The sequence below is a fragment of the Streptomyces sp. NPDC059875 genome, assembly GCF_042731085.1.
Classification (GTDB): domain Bacteria; phylum Actinomycetota; class Actinomycetes; order Streptomycetales; family Streptomycetaceae; genus Streptomyces.
The window spans coordinates 116,463-134,882 of sequence record NZ_JBHWJZ010000016.1; the positions used below are offsets into that span (position 1 = coordinate 116,463).

Consider the following 18,420-nt stretch of genomic DNA (forward strand, 5'->3'; position numbering starts at 1 on the left):
CGGGCAGGGACGGCGCAAATGAATACAAGAGGACTACGCGTCGCACTCCAGGACCGTCCCGCACACCCCGCACCTCGCCCGGACCTTTCGCCCCGTCGGCACCCGCAGCCGCTGTCGGCACACCGGGCAGGGGAACGACACCCGGAGCGAGGATCCCGTCCCCTCGAATGCGTACGGAGCGTCGGACGGCGCACGCCCGTAGCGGCGGTCCTTCGTGTAGCGGTGGCGCGCCGCCCAGCCCGCTGCCGCCAGCGGGGGCCTGCGGGCGTCCCGCGCCGCCTCCTCCCGCCCGAGCGTCCACGCCTCGTACGCACGCGGGCTGGTGAACCAGGGCGACGGGTCCTCCCCGAACAGCGCCGCCCGCTTGGCCAGGACGTACCCGAACTCCTCCGGCGTCAGGTACCCCAGCTTCTGGCTGGACACCCCGTCCTCCCGGAACGCGTCGAGCAGCAGCCATCCCGCCCCCAGATAGGTGGTCACCACATCCGTGAGGATCTCGTTGTCCCGGGTGCCGGGAAAGCCGAGGTCGAGGCGGTGCAGGAGGACATGGGTGATCTCGTGGGCCAGCGCGGCTCCCACGTCCCTGCGGTGCTGCCGGAAGCGGTCGTTCAGCTCGACGAAGTACTCGGGACCGGCCGCCAGTTCGACGCTCGCCGCGTGCCCCATCTCCCGGAAGCTCACGATCATCCGCGCCTCGGGCAGCTCCAGGTGGTGCACGAGGGCCCGGGCCACCCGTTGCGCGCCGAGATGGAGGTCCTCCTCGTCCCCGAAGGCCACCTCGGCCGCCGGCACGCTCGTCGCGAAGCGGCGTACCCCGTCCGCCGACAGCCTGCGGTACAGCGCGGTGATCGAGGCCCGGACCGTGTCGAGGTGCGGGAACCCATGGACGACCTCGTTGGCGTTCGGCACGTCACACCCCCTTCCCCTCACTGTACGGGGACGGTCGGGCGCCGTCCGCTGGCCGAAAACGTGTCCTTGTGGCCCCCGTGAGCCCTTGTCCATAATCCGGACCAAGCCTTGACGGGCACATGCCATCAAGGCTCAACCCCCCATGAAAGGCAGACACTTGAAGAAGAACAAGTTCGTCCGCGCCCTGCAGAGAATCGTCGCGGCCGGCGCCGTCGTCCTCGCCGCCGTCAGTCTCCAGCCCTCCACCGCCTCCGCCGCGCCCACCCCCGTCGTCGGCGGCACCCGCGCCGCCCAGGGCGAGTTCCCCTGGATGGTCCGGCTCTCCATGGGCTGCGGCGGCTCGATGCTGACCCCGCAGATCGTCCTCACCGCCGCCCACTGTGTGAGCGGCTCCGGCAACAACACCAGCATCACCGCCACCGCCGGAGTCGTGGACCTGAACTCCAGCAGCGCCATCAAGGTCAGGTCCACCAAGGTCCTCCAGGCCCCCGGCTACAACGGCACGGGCAAGGACTGGGCCCTGATCAAGCTGGCCTCGCCGATCACCTCGGTGCCCACCCTCAAGATCGCCGACACGACCGCGTACAACAGCGGCACGTTCACGGTCGCCGGCTGGGGCGCCACCCGCGAGGGCGGCGGGCAGCAGCGCTACCTGCGCAAGGCGACGGTGCCGTTCGTCTCCGACGCCGACTGCCAGGACGCGTACGGCTCCTCCCTCGTCCCGGGCGAGGAGATCTGCGCCGGCTTCAACGAGGGCGGCGTCGACACCTGCCAGGGTGACTCCGGCGGCCCGATGTTCCGCCGCGACAACGCCGGTGCCTGGATCCAGGTCGGCATCGTGAGCTGGGGCGAGGGCTGCGCACGGCCCGGCTACCCCGGCGTGTACACCGAGGTCTCGACCTTCGCCGCCGCGATCAAGTCGGCCGCGGCGACGCTGTAGCGCGGACCCGACGTGACCGAGGGGCGGGCCGTCACGGCCCGCCCCTCCTCGCTATGCCAGCTCCACCCGCGGTGTCCCCGCCGCCCCGCCCTCCAGCTCCAGCACCCACACCTCGTTGCCGCCCTCCCGCAGCACCGGGCCCGGCACGAACAACGACTCCTGCGGACCCTCGTCCCAGTACCGCCCCAGGCAGAAGCCGTTCACCCAGACGAAGCCGCGCGTCCCGCCCGGCAGGGACAGCGCCGCGTCACCCGGCCCCGCCACCTCCACCACCGCCCGGAAGAGCCCCGGCAGCACCTCGGACGCGACCGGCCGGAACGGCACCTTCGCCACCGCCCCCGCGTCGAAGGCGTCAAGCCGCAGCCCCCGGGCCCGTACCCCGTGCACGTACTGCCGCTCGTGCCGGATCCCGCCCGTGATCCCCTTCGGCTCCGCCTGCCGCGGACCGTAGTTGACCCGGCCCAGCGACTCCACCCACAGCTCGACCACCGCGGGCCCCGCCACCGGCTCCGGCAGCACCGCGTCCTCCGAGGTCAGCACCCCGGCCCGCACCCCGTCCGCGTACACCACCGCGCGGTCGCGCAGCCCGGTCACCGACAGCGGATACGGCTGCCGGGGCCCCGGGACCTCCAGGCGGTAGCGCACCAGACCCCGGTCCACGCCCAGCTCCTCGAAGGTCGGCGGCAGCGGCGTCTCCGACTCCTCGTCGCCGAGGACCTCCAGGACCTCCGCGAGCGGTGCCCACTCCACCGGGGCCGCCTCCACCGGCGCGGCGATCCGCCGCGGCGGCTCCGGCACCTGAGGCAGCGGCCCCTCCGCGTACTCCGCGAGCACCTCACGGAACCGCCAGTACTTCTCCGTCGGCAGCCCCGCCTCGTCGACCGGCGCGTCGTAGTCGTACGAGGTCACCGTCGGCTGCAGCTCGCCCTCGTGCAGCTCACCGGCCCGGTTCGCCCCGGCCCAGCCCGCGAAGTTCGACCCGCCGTGCGCCATGTAGACGTTCACCGACGCCCCGCACTCCAGGATCTCCCGCAGCGTCGCCGCCGCGTCCGCCGCGTCCCGTACGGAGTGCTCCCTGCCCCAGTGGTCGAACCAGCCGCACCAGAACTCCATGCACATCAACGGCCCCGACGGCTGATGCCGCCGCAGCGCCGCGAACGCCTCCCGCGCCCCGGAGCCGAAGTTCGCCGTCGCGAGCACCCCCGGCACGGACCCGCCCGTCAGCATGTGGTCCTCCGGGCCGTCCGAGGTGAACAGCGGCACCTCCACCCCGCAGTCGAGCAGCAGATCCGCGACCCGGCGCAGATACCCCTGGTCCGAGCCGTAACTCCCGTACTCGTTCTCCACCTGGACCATGATCACCGGACCGCCGCGGTCGATCTGCCGCTCCACGACCTGCGGCAGCAGCGTCCGGAACCAGCGGTCCACATGGGCCAGATACTGCGCGTCCTCCGTGCGCACCCGCCGCCCCAGCGGCCCCGTCAGCCAGTGCGGAAGCCCGCCGTTCTCCCACTCGGCGCAGATGTACGGCCCCGGCCGCACGATCGCCCACATCCCGGCCGCCGCCACCGCGTCCAGGAAACGGCCCAGCGCGGCCACGTCCCGGTACCGGCCGGGCTCCGGCTCGTGCAGATTCCACGGGACGTACGTCTCCACACAGGTGAGCCCCATCGCACGGAGCATCCCCAGACGATGGCCCCACTGGTCCTCGTGCACCCGGAAGTAGTGCAAAGCCCCCGACAGCAGCCGCACCGGCCGCCCGTCCAGAAGAAAGTCCTCGTCACCCACAGCGAACGTGCTCATGGCCTCACCTTCGCCCTCTGGCGGCGGACGGGTCCATGGACAAAGATCGTCGCTGTTTGGACGGAAGAAAGGCAGGCACGGCGGATGTACCACACCTGGATGCGCTACTTCACTCCCAGCCCGGTCCACCACCGCCTCGGGCTCGTCTGCCTCGGCGTCGGACTGCAGCACGGCACCCTGCCCACCGTCGGACCCCGCACGCTCGACCACCACGTGGCCGTCGTCGTCAGCGCAGGCAGCGGCTGGTACCGAGGTCCGGACGGCCGGCGCACCACGGTCACCGCGCCCGCCCTGATCTGGCTCACCCCCGGCGTACCGCACCACTACTCCGCCGACCCGGAGACCGGCTGGGACGAGTCCTTCGTCGACTTCGGCGGCCCCGCCACCACCACCTACACCGAACTCGGCTACATCGAACCGGACCGGCCCGTCGTCCCCCTCTCCGACGCCGCCGGCCCCCGCGCCGCGATCGGCCGGATCGCCCGCGCCGCCCGCCGCGGCAACCCCCTCCTGGAGGTCGAGACCGGAGCCGCCGTCCACGAGCTCCTCGTCGCCCTGCGCCGCGCCCGCGCCGACACCAACGCCGACGGCGACCCCGTCCTCACCGCCCTCGCCCGCGACGCCTTCCAGCCGCTCTCCGTCGCCGAACACGCCACCCGGCACGGCATGACCCCCGCCGAGCTGCGCACCGCCGTACGGCGCGCCGCCGGCTGCAGCCCCAAGGACTATCTGCTCTCCATCCGTCTCGGCCGCGCCAAGGAACTCCTCGCCGCCACCGAACTGCCCGTCGCCGCCGTCGCCCGCCGGGTCGGCTACGACGACCCGGCCTACTTCTCCCGGCTCTTCACCCGCCGGGTCGGCACCGCCCCCGTCCGCTTCAGGGAACAGCAGGGGCGGACCGTCCCGGGCGGCTGGAGCAACCGCATCCCGGATCCCGAACACCCTCCGACGATCGCCTCGCGATCCGTCTAAGCTCGCTGCTCATGAGTGACATCGACGAGTCCGTACAGGCGGAACTGACCCGGCTGCGCGAAAGCATCGACAACATCGACGCGGCGGTCGTCCACATGCTCGCCGAGCGCTTCAAATGCACCCAGCAGGTCGGCGTTCTCAAGGCGAAGCACCAGCTGCCGCCCGCCGACCCGGCCCGCGAGTCCCGCCAGATCGCCCGGCTGCGCGAACTGGCCGAGAGCGCGAAACTGGATCCGGCGTTCGCGGAGAAGCTGCTGAACTTCATCATCGCGGAGGTCATCCGCCACCACGAGACGATCGCGGACGGAGCACGCTGATGGGCCGCGTCACGGTCTTCACCCTGGGCGGGACGATCTCGGCGCGCGGCGGCGACGCGTCGCGCATGACGGGCGCGGAGGTCCTGGCCGGGCTCGGCGTCCCCGACGTCGACGTGGAGCTCCGTGACATCCGCCGGCTGCCCAGCTCCTCCCTGTCCTTCGAGGACCTCACCGCACTCGCGCACGAGGTACGGGAGAGCGTCGCGGCCGGCTCCGGCGTCGTCGTGGTCCAGGGCACCGACACCCTGGAGGAGACCGCCTTCCTCCTCGACCTGCTCTGCGTCACGAGCGAACCGATCGTCGTCACCGGCGCGATGCGCCGACCCGACCTGCCCGGCGCCGACGGCCCGGCCAACCTGGCCGCCGCCCTCGCCGTCGCCGCCGACCCCGGCTGCCGGAACCTCGGCGTCCTCGTCGTCCTCGCCGACGAGATCCACGCCGCCCGCCTCGCCCGCAAGACCCACACCACCTCCGTCACGACCTTCGCCTCCCCGGGCGCGGGCCCGCTCGGCTCGGTCGTCGAGGGAGAGCCCCGCGTCCTGCTGCGCCCCACCGGCACCAGCGCCATCCACCCGCTGCGCTTCGACCCGGCGGTACGCGTCGCCCTGGTCACCCTCACCGTCGGCGACCGCGGCGAACTCCTCGAAGCCGTCGACTCCCGCTTCGACGGCCTGGTCGTGGCCGCCTTCGGCGCCGGCCACGTCCCCACCTGGCTCGTCGAGCCCCTGGCCGACCTCGCCGGCCGCATCCCGGTCGTCCTCGCCTCCCGCACGGGCGCCGGCGCCACCCTCTCCCGCACCTACCGAGGCCCCGGCTCCGAGTACGAGCTCCTGCACCGCGGCCTCGTCCCCGCGGGCCCCCTCGACCCCGCCAAGGCCCGCCTCCTCCTGCACGCCCTGCTCTCCTCCGGCGCCAAGGGCCCCGCGGGCTACGACCGCCCCGGCATCACGGCGGCCTTCGCCCACGTCAACGGAGCCGGCCTGGCCTAGGGCCTGTCCGTGGGCGTGTCCGCGCTGAGCTGTCAGCGGAACCCCCCTGCCTCTGCGTGGCCGCATCAGGCAGCATGGGCCCATGTCCGTACTGACGCGCGACGAAGCGCAGACCCGTGCCCAGCTCCTCGACATCGAGCACTACACGGTCGACCTCGACCTCACCACAGGCGACGAGACCTTCGCATCCACGACCGAGATCCGGTTCACCGCCCGCACCGCCGGGGACACCTTCGTCGAGCTGAAGCCCGTCACGCTCCACTCCGTCCTCCTCGACGGCGAGCCCCTCGACCCCGCGCTCCTGGACGAGAACCGGCTCCCGCTGACCCTCACCGAGGGCGAGCACACGCTGCGCGTCAGTACGACCATGCGGTACTCCCGCACCGGCGAGGGCATGCACCGCTTCAAGGACCCCACCGACGGCGAGTCGTACGTCTACACCCAGCTCTTCATGGAGGACGTCCAGCGCGTCTTCGCCGCCTTCGACCAGCCCGACCTCAAGGCCGTCTTCGAGGTCGGCGTCAAGGCCCCCGACGGCTGGACCGTCCTCGCCAACGGCATCACCGAGCAGCAGCCCGACGGCCGCTGGAAGGCCGCCGCCACCCCGCTGCTCTCCACGTACTTCGTTTGCGTCGCCGCCGGCCCCTGGCACTCCGTCCGCACCGAGCACGCCGGACTGCCCTTCGGCATCCACTGCCGCCGCTCCCTCGCGCCCTACCTCGACGCCGACGCCGACGAGATCCTCGACGTCACCAAGGCCTGCTTCGACCGCTTCCACGAGAAGTTCGAGGAGCCCTACCCCTTCGACTCCTACGACCAGGCCTTCGTCCCCGAGTTCAACGCCGGCGCCATGGAGAACCCCGGCCTCGTCACCTTCCGGGACGAGTTCGTCTACCGCTCCGCCGTCACCGTCACCGAGCGCCAGACCCGCGCCATGGTCATCGCCCACGAGATGGCCCACATGTGGTTCGGCGACCTGGTCACCCTGCGCTGGTGGGACGACATCTGGCTGAACGAGTCCTTCGCCGAGTACATGGGCTACCAGACCGTCAACGAGGCGTGCTCCGACCGCTTCCCCGACACCTGGATCGACTTCGGCATCGTCCGCAAGGCCTGGGGGTACGACGCCGACCAGCGTCCCTCCACCCACCCCGTCGCCCCCGACCCGGACGCCGTCCCCGACACCGCCTCCGCGCTCCTCAACTTCGACGGCATCTCCTACGCCAAGGGCGCCTCCGCCCTGCGCCAGCTCGTCGCCTGGATGGGGGAGAAGGACTTCCTCGCCGGCATCAACACCCACTTCAAGCGCCACAAGTTCGGCAACGCCACCCTCGCCGACTTCATCGACAACCTCGCCTCCGCCACCGACCGCGACGTCCACGGCTGGGCCGAGCAGTGGCTGCGCACCACCGGCGTCGACACCCTCACCCCCGAACTCGGCGGCGGCGAGACCCGCACCACGCTCACCGTGCGCCACGACGGCAGCCGTCCGCACCGCATCGCCGTCGGCGTCTACGACCGCGACCTCGTCGACCCCCGCAGGCTCGTCCCGCGCGAGCGCCTGGAGATCGACGTCCCGCAGACCGCGCCCGTCGAACTCCCCGGCCCCCGCCCGGCCCTCGTCGTCCTCAACGACGGCGACCTCACGTACGCCAAGGTCCGCCTGGACGAGACCTCGCTGGAGACCGCCCTGCGCGGCCTCTCCGGCATCCCGGACGCCCTCACCCGCGCGCTGGTCTGGAACACCCTGCGCGACATGGTCCGCGACGGCGAACTCGACCCCGGTGAGTACCTGCACACGGCCGACGCCCACCTCCCCGAGGAGACCGACCTCGCCATCGTGCAGGGCGTCCTCGCCTTCGCCCGCACCCAGGTCGCCGACCGCTACCTGCCGGCCGGGGAGCGCCCCGCCGCGCTCGCCCTGCTCACCTCCCTCGCCCGCGACCTCATCCGCCGCACCGAGGACGGCGGCGCCCCCGGCCTGCGCCTGACCGCGGTCCGTACGTTCATCAGCAGCGCCACCCAGCCCGACACCATCGCCGCCTGGCTCGCCGACGGGACCGTCCCCGGCGGCCCCGAGATCGACCCGGAACTGCGCTGGCGCATCCTCGCCAGGCTCGCCGTCCTCGGCGCCGTCGACGAGGCCGCGATCGACGCGGAGCTGGCGCGCGACCCCTCGGCCACCGGCCAGGAAGGCGCCGCCCGCTGTCGCGCCGCCCTGCCGAACGCGGAGACGAAGGCGGCCGCCTGGTCCCGTCTCTTCGACTCGGACGACCTGTCCAACTACCTCTTCACCGCGACGGCTCAGGGCTTCTGGCAGCCCGAACAGGCCGACCTGGTACGGGAGTACGTCCCCCGCTACTACCCGGCCGCCGCCGCCCTGGCCGCCCGCCGCGGCCCCGCGATGGCCGAGGCGGCGGGCCGCTACGCCTTCCCCGCGTACGCGATCGACGCGGAGTCCCTGGCCCTGGGCGACCACCACCTGGGCACCGACGCCCTGATCCCGGCCCTCCGCCGCAAACTGGTCGACCAACTCGACGACCTCCGCCGCGCGCTGAAGGTCCGTACCGCCTGACCCACCCGCCTGACGCTGGACGGCGGTTCGACCTCACGTACCGCAGAGGTTGAACCGCCAACAGGCCCTGCCGACGTTCGGGACGCATAGTGGGCAGGGGAGTGCCCGCGTGGCGTCCGCCCGGGCCTTCCCTCCGCACCCTGCTCACCCCATCCCTGCGGGCGTCTGCGAGGTCCCCATGCCGTACCTCAGAATCCAAGGCGAATTCCGGATCGTGGGAACACGTCCGGACGGCGACACGGTCCGGTTCTACCCGGACGATCCGGCCGCCTGGGACACCGTCCCCGGCCCCCATCCGATCGTGATCCTCGGCCCCGGCGGGGCCAATCTGCGCCTGGAGGGGATCGACTCCCTCGAGACCCACTTCAAACCGCCCTTCGTCAGCGGCCCCGAGCTGCATCAGCCCAAGGTGCCCGCCGACGCGGCGGCCGCCGAGCTGCTCCGGCTCCTCGGCTTCGACCCCGTCCAGCGCACGCCCAACGGCAAGGTGAAGGCCCCCACCAACCCGGCCGCGGTCCGCGGTTACGTGATCACGCGCGGAGCCGACACCCACGGTCGCTGCATCGCGTTCACCGGCCCGGGCGACGGGCCCGAGGCCGACGCGAACGGTGAACTCTTCTTCACCCCCGCGATGATGCGCGAGACGGTCAACCACAAGCTGCTCGCCAAGGGCTTCGCGTACCCGATCTTCTACCGCACGCTCTTCCCCGACCTCCGCAACGATCTCGCCGCGACGGCGGTCAAGGCCCGGAGCGACAGCGAGGGCCTGTGGCGGCTCGACAAGACCCAGAGCAACACCACCGTGATCGCACCGCCCTTGATCAACGCGGACGTCATCTACCCCAAGTTCTTCCGCAGGCTCGGCGAGTACGTGCTCGAGAACGACGGGGACCCGGCGCTGGACGGCTTCGTGGTCTATCTCCGCCGCAAGGCCGACAAGTTCACCCTGCTGTCCACCGGGCACTTCAGCACCGGTCTCGACCTGATCATCGAGGTCGACACCGACAAGGTCCGCTGGACCCACCCGGTCGAGGACATCGTCTTCGAGGAATGAGCGCGCGGGTGCGAGGGCGGGGGCCGGTGCCCGCGCAAGGGTGCCGTCCCCCGTTCGGGTTGCTCCGGCGACATCGTCGGACAAACCCCCAGAACCCCCGGCAGGCTCGTGCCCATGCGTGCCTCACCCCCACCCCTCGCCGGAGGCGAGACCGGCCCCGACGCCCTGCGCCCTCTCCTGGAGACCGTCCTCGACGCCCTGCGCGAAGGCGCGCACGCACGCGGTGGGCCGATCCCGGCCGGCGGACCGGACGCGGTCGCCGCCCAGGTGAGGGAGGCTCTGGGGGACCCGCTCCCCGCCCACGGCACCGGCTCCGACGACGCCCTGCGCACCCTCGTCCGTACCCTCGCGGAAGGCGCCGCCGACCCCGCCCACCCCCTCTGCGCCGCCCACCTCCACACCCCGCCCCTGGCGCTCGCCACCGCCGCCGACCTCGCCGCCTCCGCGCTCAACCCCTCCATGGACTCCTGGGACCAGGCCCCCGCCGCCTCCGCCCTGGAGGAACTGGTCACCGAGGCCCTGGCCACGGCCGTGTTCCCGACCGCGCCCCGCCCCGACGCCCTCGTCACCACCGGCGGCACCGAGTCCAACCAGCTCGCCCTCCTCCTCGCCCGCGAGCGCCACGGCCGCCTCGGACCCGGCCGGGCCGTCCAGACCGTCGTCGGAGCCAACGCCCACCACTCCTTCCGCCGCGCCGCCTGGCTCCTCGGCCTGCCCGAGCCGGTGACCGTGCCCACCCCCAACGGCACCCTCGACCCCGTCGCCCTCGACGAGGCCCTGACCGACCTCCACGGCCCCCTCCTCGTCGCGGCCACCGCCGGCACCACCGACACCGGCCGCATCGACCCGCTCCCCGAGATCGCCGCGCTCTGCGAGGCCCACCACGCCGAGCTCCACGTCGACGCGGCCTACGGCGGCGCCGCCCTCTTCAGCGACACCCACCGCCCCCTCCTCGCCGGCCTCGACCGCGCCCGCTCCGTAACCCTCGACCTGCACAAACTCGGCTGGCAGCCGGTCGCCGCCGGACTCCTCGCCGTCCGCGACACCGCCGACCTCGCCGTCCTCGCCCACACCGCCGACTACCTCAACGCCGACGACGACACCGAGGCCGGCCTCCCCGACCTCCTCGGCCGCTCGCTGCGCACCACCCGCCGGCCCGACATCCTCAAGACCGCCGTCACCCTGCGCGCCCTCGGCCGCGCCGGACTCGGCGAACTCGTCGACCGGGTCTGCGCGCTCGCCCAGCACCTCGCCGACCTCGTCGAGAAGGCCCCCCGCCTCGAGCTGTACGAGCGTCCGACCCTGACCACCGTCCTGTTCCGGCCCACGGACGCCGACGACACCACCGTCGCCGCGATCCGCCGCACCCTCCTCACCGAGGGCCGCGCGGTCCTCGGCCGCGCCCACGAGGACGGCCGGCTCTGGCTCAAGGCCACCCTGCTCAACCCCCACGCCGGCCCCGGCGACCTCGAACAGCTCCTCGCCCTCGTAGAAGCCCAGACGGAAGGCAGCACCGACCGATGACCGGCAGCACGCCCCAGCGAGACCTCGATCAGCCCCACGACCTGGTGGGCATCGGCATCGGCCCCTTCAACCTCTCCCTCGCCGCGCTCGCGCACGGCGTCCCCGGCGGCCTCGCCGCCACCTTCTACGAGCAGAACCCGGCCTTCCACTGGCACCCCGGCCTCCTCATCGACGGCGCCACCCTCCAAGTCCCCTTCCTCGCCGACCTGGTGACCCTCGCCGACCCCGCCAGCCCCTGGAGCTTCCTCAACTACCTGCGCACCCGCGACCGGCTCTTCCCCTTCTACTTCGCGGAGAAGTTCCACATCCAGCGCGCCGAGTACGACGCCTACTGCCGCTGGGTCAGCTCCCGCCTCCCCGGCCTGCACTTCGGCCACCAGGTCGACTCCGTCCGCTGGAACCCCGAACGCGCCCTGTTCGAAGTCGACTTCACCCAGCTCGACGCGGACGGCGAGGCCGAGGCGCTGGGGCGCGCGTACACCCGGAACGTCGTCCTGGGCGTCGGCACCGAGCCGTACGTCCCCGAGCCGCTGAAGCCGCTCGCCGACGTTCCGAACGTCCCCGTCATCCACTCCGCGGAGTACCTCGACCACCGCGAGCGGCTCCTCGCCGCCGAGCACGTCACCGTCATCGGCTCCGGCCAGTCCGGCGCCGAGATCTTCCTCGACCTGCTCAGGGCCCGGCCGGCCGGCGCCGAGAAGATCCACTGGCTGGCGCGGACGGCGGCCTTCGCGCCGATGGAGTACTCCAAGCTCGGCCTGGAGCACTTCACCCCCGACTACACCCGCTGGTTCCACTCCCTGCCCGAGCCCGTGCGCAACGAACTCGTGCCCCGGCAGTGGCAGTTGCACAAGGGCATCGACGCCGACACCATCGCCGCCATCCACGAGGAGCTCTACCGGCGCACCCTGCACGGCGGCTGGCCGGACGCCGTCCTCACGCCGGGCGTCCAGGTCCGCACCGCCGGCCGGGTCGCCACGACGAAGGTGGAACTGCACCTGGAGCACGTCCAGGAGGGCTCCCGGTCCCGCCTCACCACCGACGCCGTCGTCCTCGCGACCGGCTACAAGGAGCGCCCGCTCGGCCGGATGCTCGCCGGACTCGACCCGTACACGCGCCATGACTCGGCCGGGCGGGCCCGGATCGACAGCGAGTTCCGGCTCGTCCTCGACGATTGCGTCACCGGCTCCGTCTACGTCCAGAACGCCGAGAAGCACACCCACGGCGTCGGGGCGCCCGACCTCGGGCTCGCCGCCTGGCGCAGCGCGACCATCCTCAACTCACTCACCCGCAAGGAGCCCTACCCGCTGCCGCGCCGCACCGCGTTCACGAGCTTCGGCCTGGAACGGCAAGAGGCGCCGCGCATCCCGGCCCAGGGCCAGGTGCTGACGCCTCTCACACAGAGCTGAACCGCCGGATCAGAACACGGGCACACCGTCCCGGGTCAGCTTCCAGTCCACCGAAGCGAACTGACCCGGGTCGATCGACCCCTTCGCCTTCACCCACTGGATGATGGTGTTGCGGATCTCGTCCGAGTTCGCCCACAGCTGCTTGGCCCCCGCGACGTGCGGGAACGCGCCGCCGCCGCTGGCGCGGTAGTTGTTCACCGCGAGCACGAACTGCGCGGCCGGGTCGATCGGCTTGCCGCCGAAGGACAGGTTCACGATCCGCGAGCCGGCCGGCTTGGCGATGTCGATGTCGTACGTCACCCCGTACACGGCGTCGTAGTTGTAGTCCGGGGTGCCGTCCGCGTTCGTCAGCTTCGCGGTGTCCACGGGCGCACCCGCCGGCGTCTGGACGTAGTACCGCGCCGAGAACTCCAGGTAGTCCTTGATCTGGGCACCCGTCAGGAGGCGGGCCTCCAGGGTGTTCTCGAAGACGTAGAGACCGGCCGCGTCCCTGATGGTGACCTGACCGGCCGGGATCGCCGCCGTACGGGAGAAGCAGGACGCCTGCGACAGGACGGGCAGGGCCGCGTAGGCGCCGCCGGCCAGCGCCGCCTTCACCGTCTCCGCCTGGACGTGGTTGATCAGGTCGATGATCGGCTCGTCCTTCCACGGCGCCTGGGCCGTGGCCATGGTCGCGGTGGAGGTGCCGATGATCTGGTTGACGTACGCGACGACCTTCTTGTGCTCGTCCGCGAGCAGCCCGACGATCTCCGGGTCCTCCTCCACCGTGTTGGAGTTCAGGACCTGGGCGGCGACCTTCTCGACCACCCAGCGGCCCTTCTGCCACACGAGGTCGAAGTCGAAGAGGGTGAGGCGCTGCCCCCACTTCAGCGGCTCCGACAGCACGACGTCCTTGCCGGTCTCCTTGTTCTTCACCCGGTACTCGGGGATCTCGGTGTGCGCGTGCCCCACGAGGATCGCGTCGATCCCCGGGACCTGCTCGGCCACGAGCCCGGCCGCGTTCTCGATGTGGGGGAGCTGGTCGCCGTACGAGGACGTGCCGCTGGAGCCGGAGTGGGCGGACACGACGACGACGTCGGCACCCATCGACCGCAGCTTCGGCACCCACTTCGCGGCCTGCTCCTCCAGCCCGGGGAAGACCATCTTGCCGCTGACGTTGGCCTTGTCCCAGATGGCGATGCCCGGGTTGGTCAGGCCGAGTATCGCGACCTTCACGTCCCGGCCGTGCGGGGTGCGCAGCCGGTGCATGCTGTACGGCGGGAAAGCCGGCCGCAGCGTCTTCGCGTCGAGCGCGTTGGCGCCGAGCAGCGGGAAGTCGCACTGCTCCTCGAACTTCCGGAGCACGGGGATGCCGTAGTTGAACTCGTGGTTGCCGAGGGCCGCGGCGTCGTAGCCGATGGCGTTCATGGCCTGGGCCATGGGGTGGACCGGACCGCGGTGCGCGGTGATCGGGTCGACCTTGGCGTAGTAGTACGACAGCTGGGTGCCCTGGATGGTGTCACCGGCGTCGATGAGGAGCGTGTTGCGCTTCCCCTTCGCCTCGCGCACCTGGTCGACGAGGGTGGAGATCTTCGCGAGGCCGACGTCGTTGTGCGCCTTGTCGTCGAATTCCTTGTCGGTGAAGTAGTCCCAGTTGAAGACGTTGCCGTGCAGGTCGGTGGTGCCCATCACGGTGAAGGAGTACCGCTTGACCGGCTTGGGGCGGTGTCCGTGGGCTTGCGCCGGCGCGACGGCGGCCCCGGTGGTGAGGGCGGCTCCGGCTCCGACGGCGACGGAGCTCTCCAGGAACGTCCGACGGTTCAACGGCATGTGTTCTCCTTGGTTCAATGGCGCACAACGCGCGTAGATTCTGGCTCACCCGTCACGCCGGCAACAGAGTTTTCGGGTTACGGAGTGGGAAAGTGTTCGGGACCGCAGCCGTCGTTCGTACGAGGGAGCCCGCCGTGACGACCCCACACCCGACCCCGGAGGCACCGCAGGTGGCGGTCCGCGGGGAGGCCCTGCTCGAAGTGGACCCGGAGATCGCCCGCATCGGGGTGACGGTGAGCGCCCGGGGAACCGACCGGAGCGCGACCCTGAGCGATCTGACGCGGCGCAACGCGCTCGCCCTCGACCTGATCAAGTCGTACGGCGAGGCCGTCGAGAAGCTGGAGACGGGTGCCTTCTCGATCACCCCGGAGCCGGCCCGGCACGGGCGCGGGGAGCGGGTGCGTGCCTACCAGGGGCGCGTCCATCTGATCGCCGAGCTGAACGACTTCACCGCACTCGGTGAACTCACGACCCGGCTGGCCGACTTGGAACTGACCCGCGTGGACGGTCCGTGGTGGGCGCTGCGCCCCGACTCCCCGTCGTACGGCGAGGCGCGCCGCACGGCGGTGGGGGAGGCGGTTCAACGCGCCCGCGCGTACGCGGCAGCTCTCGGCACCTCCCTCTCCGCCCTCCTGGAACTCTCGGACACGGGCCTGGTCCCGCCGCCCGCCCCGATGGGCGGCATGCGGATGGCCTTCGCGGCCGAAGCCGTCGACACGGCCCCGCCCCTCGACCTCGAACCGCAACGCCAGACCGTCACGGCCGAGGTGACGGCCCGCTTCACCATGAATCCCCCGGCGCTGTAGGGGCCGAGCGGCCCCGATCCCCGGGCTCGTCGGCGCGACGTGGGGGCCCTACGCCGCAGGGCGTGGAGGGAGCGGCGGGGGTGGCAGCAGCTCGAACACCCGCCGCGCCTCCGCCTCGTGCGCCACCGCGATCTCCTCCACGTCCTCCCCCTCCAGCACCCGCTCCACCAGCCGCCCGAACAGCACCCGCAGCGCACCACCCAGCTGCGCCGCCACCGCGAGCGGCGTGATGTCACCGGCCGGCCAGTCCTCGGCGAGCACCGCCGTCAGGGCCGCCTCGCGCTGCTCGTGGAACTCCCGCAGCCGGGCGAGGAGCACCGGACTGTCCGTCAGCATCCGCGCGAACGGCTCCGGCGCGAACCCGATCACCGGGTCCCGCCGCGCCACCGCCGCCAGATAGTCGTCCCGCAGGGCCTCCACGGCGGGTACCCCGGCCTCCCGCCCCGCCGCCACCGCCCGTGCCGCGCCCGCCACGAACTCCTCGCTCAGGTCGAGGACCAGATCCTCCTTGCGCGGGTAGTAGTTCGTGACGGTCATCTTCGCGACCCCGGCCGCGGCCGCGACGTCGGCGATCGTCACCCGGTCGAAGCCCCGCTCGATGAACAGGCCCGTCGCCGCGTCCGAGATCGCCTGCCGGGTCTGCTGTTTCTTCTGCTCCCGCAGGGACTGTGTGCTCATGGATCCACCCTCTCATAGGTCGGTCATAAATTTATGCTTGACCTAATGGCTAGGTCCAGCCTAAATTTAGGTCCATCACAATGAACCCGAACCGAAGGATCTCCTTGCTCACCCAGACCTCGCTCCACACCGATGCCGTCCGTGACTACCTCCGCCAGATCGGCCGCATCCCCCTCCTCACCGCAGACCAGGAAGTCGCCCTCGGTCTCCGCGTCCAGGCCGGCCTCGCAGCCGAACAGCGCATCGCCGACACCGGCACCCCCACCCCCGACCTCGAACACGCCTCCCGCGACGGCCGCCGCGCCAAGGACCTGATGCTGGAGGCCAACCTCCGCCTCGTCGTCTCCATCGCCAAACGCCACGCCGGCCGCGGCCTGCCCTTCCTCGACCTCGTCCAGGAGGGCAACCTCGGCCTCCTCCGCGCCATCGAGAAGTTCGACCCCACCAAGGGCTTCAAGCTCTCCACGTACGCCACCTGGTGGATCAAGCAGGCCATCGGCCGCGCCCTCGCCGACCAGTCCCGCACCATCCGCGTCCCCGTCCACATGGTCGAGGAGATCAACCGACTCACCCGTACCACCCGGGAGTTGACCGCCGACCTCGACCGCACGCCCACCGACGGGGAACTCGCCGCCGCGCTCGACACCACCGTCGAACGCATCACCCAGGTCCGCGGCTACGACCGTGCGCCCGTCTCCCTCCACACCCCCCTCGGTGACGCGGAAGGGGACGGCGAACTCGGCGACGTCATCGTGGACACCACCGCCCCCGCCACCGAGGACGTCGTCGTCGCCGACCTCCTCAAGGCGCACCTCGCCGCCGTCCTCGCCGACTTCACCGCGCGCGAGGCCGGCGTCATCGCCCTGCGCTACGGACTCGACGGCGACGACCCCCGCACCCTCGACGAGATCGGCAAGGTCTACGGCGTCACCCGCGAACGCATCCGCCAGATAGAGGCCAAGACCATGTCCAAACTGCGCCACCCCGCCCGCTCCCGGAGCCTGCGCGCCTACCTCTCGTGACCGCGGGCCATGCTCATCGGAGCACCCACCTGCACAGATTCAAGACTTGTCAACAACCTTTCACGCAAAGGTTGTTGAACAGACATGCCGGGCCACTTCTCTACCCACCGGTAAGCCCTAGGCTCGAACCATGCGCCGAGCAAAGATCGTTTGTACCCTGGGCCCCGCCACCGACACATACGACCAGATCAAGGCACTGGTCGAAGCGGGAATGGACGTCGCCCGATTCAACCTCAGCCACGGCACCTACGCCGAGCACGAGGAGCGCTACCAGCGCGTACGCAAAGCCTCCGACGAGACCGGCCGCAGCATCGGTGTCCTCGCCGACCTTCAAGGCCCGAAGATCCGCCTCGGCCGCTTCCGTGAAGGCCCCGTACTCCTTGAACGCGGCGACGACTTCACCATCACCGTCGAACCCATGGAGGGCGACCGCCACATCTGCGGCACCACCTACGACGGGCTCGCCGCCGACGTCACCGCAGGCGAACGCATCCTCGTCGACGACGGCCGCGTCACCCTCGAAGTCACCTCCGTCGAGGGACCGCGCGTCCACACCCGCGTCGTCGAAGGCGGCATGGTCTCCGACCACAAGGGCCTGAACCTCCCCGGTGTCGCCGTCTCCGTCCCCGCCCTCTCCGAGAAGGACATCGACGACCTCCGCTGGGCCCTGCGCACCGGAGCCGACGTCATCGCCCTCTCCTTCGTCCGCAGCGGCCGCGACATCGAGGACGTCCACCGTGTCATGGACGAGGAAGGCCGCCGCCTCCCCGTCATCGCCAAGATCGAGAAGCCCCAGGCCGTCGACAACATCGACGACATCGTCGCCGCCTTCGACGGCATCATGGTCGCCCGCGGCGACCTCGGCGTCGAGATGCCCCTCGAACAGGTCCCCATCGTCCAGAAGCGCGCCATCAAGCTCGCCAAGCGCAACGCCAAGCCGGTCATCGTCGCCACCCAGATGCTCGACTCGATGATCGACAACTCCCGGCCGACGCGCGCCGAGGCGAGCGACGTGGCCAACGCCGTCATCGACGGCACCGACGCGGTGATGCTCTCCGGCGAGACCAGCGTCGGCAAGTACCCCGTCGAGACCGTCCGCACCATGGGCCGGATCGTCGAGGCCGCGGAGGAGGACGTGCTCGCCAAGGGCCTGCCGGCGCTGACCGAGCGGAACAAGCCCCGTACGCAGGGCGGAGCCGTCGCCCGCGCCGCCGCCGAGATGGGCGACTTCCTCGGCGCCAAGTTCCTCGTCGCCTTCACCCAGTCCGGCGACACCGTCAGGCGCCTCTCCCGCTACCGCTCGCCCATCCCGCTGCTCGCCTTCACCCCCGACCCGGCCACCCGCTCCCAGCTCAACCTCACCTGGGGCGTCGAGACCTTCCTCGGTCCGCACGTCGACTCCACCGACGCCATGGTCGCCCAGGTCGACGAAGAGCTCCTGCGCATCGGCCGCTGCAAGAAGGGCGACGTCGTCGTCATCACCGCCGGCTCCCCGCCCGGAGTCCCCGGCTCCACCAACCTCGTCCGTGTCCACCACATCGGCGAGGACGACAGCCCGAAGGAGTGACCACCGCGGCCCCGTCGCCGTACGACCACACCCCCGTACGGCAACA

Annotated in this window: 14 protein-coding genes and 1 pseudogene; 11 read left to right on the forward strand and 4 right to left on the reverse strand. The window is 71.6% G+C overall.

What is annotated here, in order from left to right:
- Nucleotides 1-33 precede the first annotated feature (33 nt).
- Entirely contained in the window at nucleotides 34-909 is an 876-nt protein-coding gene (locus tag ACFV9D_RS20890; protein WP_385148036.1) for a hypothetical protein, read from the reverse strand.
- Between the two features lie 142 nt (nucleotides 910-1,051).
- Here ACFV9D_RS20890 and ACFV9D_RS20895 point away from each other — a divergent pair, with 142 nt between their 5' ends.
- The gene (locus ACFV9D_RS20895; protein WP_385148039.1) at nucleotides 1,052-1,849 is read left to right on the forward strand and encodes a S1 family peptidase; all 798 of its coding nucleotides are present in this window, start codon (nucleotides 1,052-1,054) and stop codon (nucleotides 1,847-1,849) included.
- A gap of 51 nt (nucleotides 1,850-1,900) precedes the next feature.
- On the opposite strand, the gene ACFV9D_RS20900 is transcribed toward ACFV9D_RS20895, so the two are convergent.
- Nucleotides 1,901-3,652, reverse strand: coding sequence for a beta-galactosidase family protein (locus ACFV9D_RS20900; RefSeq protein WP_385148042.1), 1,752 nt, complete (start codon nucleotides 3,650-3,652; stop codon nucleotides 1,901-1,903).
- A gap of 84 nt (nucleotides 3,653-3,736) precedes the next feature.
- On the opposite strand from ACFV9D_RS20900, the gene ACFV9D_RS20905 reads away from it, so the two are divergent.
- The 7 genes from ACFV9D_RS20905 (at nucleotide 3,737) to ACFV9D_RS20935 (ending at nucleotide 12,492) form a co-directional block, all read left to right on the forward strand.
- Nucleotides 3,737-4,624 carry a helix-turn-helix domain-containing protein gene (locus ACFV9D_RS20905; protein WP_385148045.1) on the forward strand — a complete coding sequence of 296 codons (888 nt, stop codon included), beginning with the start codon at nucleotides 3,737-3,739 and terminating at the stop codon, nucleotides 4,622-4,624.
- An 11-nt stretch (nucleotides 4,625-4,635) separates the two neighbouring features.
- Nucleotides 4,636-4,941 (forward strand): chorismate mutase, encoded by a 306-nt coding sequence (locus ACFV9D_RS20910; RefSeq protein WP_385148048.1) that lies wholly within the window; start codon nucleotides 4,636-4,638, stop codon nucleotides 4,939-4,941.
- The gene (locus tag ACFV9D_RS20915) at nucleotides 4,941-5,930 is read left to right on the forward strand and encodes an asparaginase (RefSeq protein WP_385148051.1); all 990 of its coding nucleotides are present in this window, start codon (nucleotides 4,941-4,943) and stop codon (nucleotides 5,928-5,930) included. Before ACFV9D_RS20910 ends, ACFV9D_RS20915 begins: the two co-directional genes overlap by 1 nt.
- 82 nt (nucleotides 5,931-6,012) lie before the next feature.
- Nucleotides 6,013-8,505, forward strand: a complete 2,493-nt coding sequence (pepN, locus tag ACFV9D_RS20920) for an aminopeptidase N (protein ID WP_385148054.1) — start codon at nucleotides 6,013-6,015, stop codon at nucleotides 8,503-8,505.
- A 214-nt stretch (nucleotides 8,506-8,719) separates the two neighbouring features.
- Nucleotides 8,720-9,559 carry a nuclease gene (locus tag ACFV9D_RS20925; protein WP_385148057.1) on the forward strand — a complete coding sequence of 280 codons (840 nt, stop codon included), beginning with the start codon at nucleotides 8,720-8,722 and terminating at the stop codon, nucleotides 9,557-9,559.
- Between the two features lie 114 nt (nucleotides 9,560-9,673).
- Nucleotides 9,674-11,083: a pyridoxal phosphate-dependent decarboxylase family protein gene (locus tag ACFV9D_RS20930; protein ID WP_385148059.1), complete on the forward strand. Its 1,410-nt coding sequence runs from the start codon at nucleotides 9,674-9,676 to the stop codon at nucleotides 11,081-11,083.
- A complete protein-coding gene (locus ACFV9D_RS20935) occupies nucleotides 11,080-12,492 on the forward strand; it encodes a lysine N(6)-hydroxylase/L-ornithine N(5)-oxygenase family protein (RefSeq protein WP_385148062.1) in 1,413 nt (470 codons plus the stop codon). The genes ACFV9D_RS20930 and ACFV9D_RS20935 overlap by 4 nt, the downstream gene beginning before the upstream one ends.
- A 9-nt stretch (nucleotides 12,493-12,501) precedes the next feature.
- Here the strand turns inward: ACFV9D_RS20935 and ACFV9D_RS20940 are convergent, their stop codons facing one another.
- Nucleotides 12,502-14,301 (reverse strand): bifunctional metallophosphatase/5'-nucleotidase, encoded by a 1,800-nt coding sequence (locus ACFV9D_RS20940; RefSeq protein ID WP_385148065.1) that lies wholly within the window; start codon nucleotides 14,299-14,301, stop codon nucleotides 12,502-12,504.
- A gap of 134 nt (nucleotides 14,302-14,435) precedes the next feature.
- On the opposite strand from ACFV9D_RS20940, the gene ACFV9D_RS20945 reads away from it, so the two are divergent.
- Nucleotides 14,436-15,107: an SIMPL domain-containing protein gene (locus ACFV9D_RS20945; protein WP_385148068.1), complete on the forward strand. Its 672-nt coding sequence runs from the start codon at nucleotides 14,436-14,438 to the stop codon at nucleotides 15,105-15,107.
- Between the two features lie 48 nt (nucleotides 15,108-15,155).
- On the opposite strand, the gene ACFV9D_RS20950 is transcribed toward ACFV9D_RS20945, so the two are convergent.
- Complete coding sequence (locus ACFV9D_RS20950; RefSeq protein ID WP_385148071.1) at nucleotides 15,156-15,785, reverse strand: TetR/AcrR family transcriptional regulator; 630 nt, start codon at nucleotides 15,783-15,785, stop codon at nucleotides 15,156-15,158.
- 131 nt (nucleotides 15,786-15,916) lie between these two features.
- On the opposite strand from ACFV9D_RS20950, the pseudogene ACFV9D_RS20955 reads away from it, so the two are divergent.
- Nucleotides 15,917-16,807, forward strand: a pseudogene (locus ACFV9D_RS20955) (RNA polymerase sigma factor); the annotation flags it as partial.
- 130 nt (nucleotides 16,808-16,937) lie between these two features.
- Nucleotides 16,938-18,374 (forward strand): pyruvate kinase, encoded by a 1,437-nt coding sequence (pyk, locus tag ACFV9D_RS20960; protein WP_385148074.1) that lies wholly within the window; start codon nucleotides 16,938-16,940, stop codon nucleotides 18,372-18,374.
- The last annotated feature ends 46 nt before the right edge of the window (nucleotides 18,375-18,420 follow it).